Here is a 2,068-nt window from a genome sequence, read left to right on the forward strand (position 1 = left end):
GTGTCGGGTAGCCGGGACGCATCGCTGCGTCCCGGCCCCCTCAGAACCGGACGTGCGACTTGGCATCGCATCCGGCTCAAGCAAGCCGCGAGGGCGTTGCGGGTATACGTGGGAGTTCCCTGCGTTGGCGAGCGTATTTCCGTTGGCCGCAGGAAGTGTGTATCAAGCGGGTTCTACCACCGTCCAGTCCGCTGCTTCCCTGGTGTGCCAGGTAGTCGGCAGCGATAGCCCTGCGCACGGTACCAAGCCACCATCTCTCCCATTCGAGTGGAGACTGCGGCGGTTGGTCTGCGGTGAGCAGGTGGTCTCCGCAGAGCGGGCAGCGGCCTTTCTGCCTGGCGAGCAGATGGAGGTTATAGCTGTCCAACGGCGGTGTGGCCCGCCGTCTGCGGGAGGCCCAGTAGTCAGCCAGGTCGGGATCATCGGGGGATGCCCGCCCCGTGACCACCGGGTGTCGGACGATGCTGGTCCAGGAGAACTTGACCAGATAGATCGGTCGGCCGTGCCGGTCGGGCAGGTCACGGGCACCGAATACCCAGCGATCGTTCCTGAACTTATTGAACTTGCCGAAGTAGCGGCGGATGACCCATTTCTTCGACTTATTGGGGTGACTGCGCTTGGCCCATTTATAGAGCAGCTTCCACGCATAGTGGTCCAGCGAGCTGAAGATTTCGCTGGACACCGCCCCTCGATAGTAGGCTGCCCAGCCTCTGGTGATGGGGCTGAGTCTGGCTATTACCATTGCAGCGTTGCCTCCACGCAGTGCGCGAGTCTCTGCCGCCAGCCGTTTCCGGATCCGCTTGACGGCCGCCGGGCTCGGCTTGATGAGCAGCTTGCCGTTGGGATAACGGCGGACGTTGAATCCCAAGAAATCGAACCCCTCAGTGAGGTGGACGATCCGGGTCTTTTCCTCATTGAAAGCTAGTCCCCGATGGGCTAGCCAGCGTCCGAGGGCGTCCTTGACTTGTCGTGCCTGCCGCTGGCTGTGGCAGCATACGACGAAATCGTCTGCGTATCTCACCAGCACCGGGGAGTTTCGCCTCGTTTTGCCCGCCCATGTCGCGGACTCGTAGTAGCGCACTCCCGCAGCCGTTTCCAGTCCATGCAGAGCGACGTTCATCAGCAACGGGCTGATCACCCCACCCTGAGGGGTTCCCTCTTCAGTAGGGGCCAACGACCCGTTTTCGATCACCCCGGCCTTCAGCCAGCCCCGGACCATTTCCCACGCAGGGAACGATCCGAGAGCTGTCAGCAGGTGTTCGTGAGATATCCTGTCAAATGCCGCTGAGAGGTCAGCATCCAGGATCCACACCCGCCGACTGGCCCCCTTGAGGGTGATGTGCAGCGCGCCAACAGCATCTGCGCAACTGCGGCCCGGCCGAAATCCATATGACTTTGGTTCGAACCGGGCCTCCCATTCGGGTTCCAGTGCGTTGCGGACCCGCGCCTGATGACACCGATCCATGATCACTGGAATTCCTAGCGGGCGCCGCCGCCCGTTGGACTTAGGTATATACACCCGCCGAACTGGCAGAGGATCCCAGGTGGCCCGGCTCTGATGCACACGCCTCGCCATCTCCATCCGCTCGGCCGAGGTCTGCGCGACCTCGCCGTCGATCCCTGCCGTCCGGCGGCCCACGTTGCGCTGCGCGACCTGACGCACACTGATGAGGGTGTTCGACCAGGACCGCAGCATCATTTTTTGCAAAGACCGGACCGTGGCCCAGTCTCCTTCCCGCGCCGCCTTGAAGATCCTCCGCCGCAGCCGTCGTACGTTTCCCTCATGGGCTAGCCAGTCGATGGCGTCCCATTCCGGCACGTCCTCAGGTCCGTTCACCTGTTGGGTGTCCAACTTGTCCCTCGGTTCGGGCGGCTGATTGACATCGATCTCCAAAGGCTCACCTGCCCACGTCAGCACCCTTTCGGGCCAGCCGCTCTTAGCTGGTATCCGGCCAGTTCTCTGCCCGCAGCCGCCTTGGAGGGGCAGCCATCGCGCGGGAAGCCTTCCTGTTGCCTTTCGGCTGCCGGCATTGGCTTCTTGGGCATCCTGTCCCCGGTGGGGAGTTTT

At 62.8% G+C, this 2,068-nt stretch carries 1 protein-coding gene; it reads right to left on the reverse strand.

Annotated features, from left to right (window positions below; all coding sequences use genetic code 11):
* Positions 1-76: 76 nt before the first annotated feature.
* Positions 77-1,894: a group II intron reverse transcriptase/maturase gene (gene ltrA, locus K2F47_RS40310; protein ID WP_242911550.1), complete on the reverse strand. Its 1,818-nt coding sequence runs from the start codon at positions 1,892-1,894 to the stop codon at positions 77-79.
* Positions 1,895-2,068 lie beyond the last annotated feature (174 nt).

The organism is Actinomadura terrae (genome assembly GCF_022751215.1).
Lineage (GTDB): Bacteria > Actinomycetota > Actinomycetes > Streptosporangiales > Streptosporangiaceae > Spirillospora > Spirillospora terrae.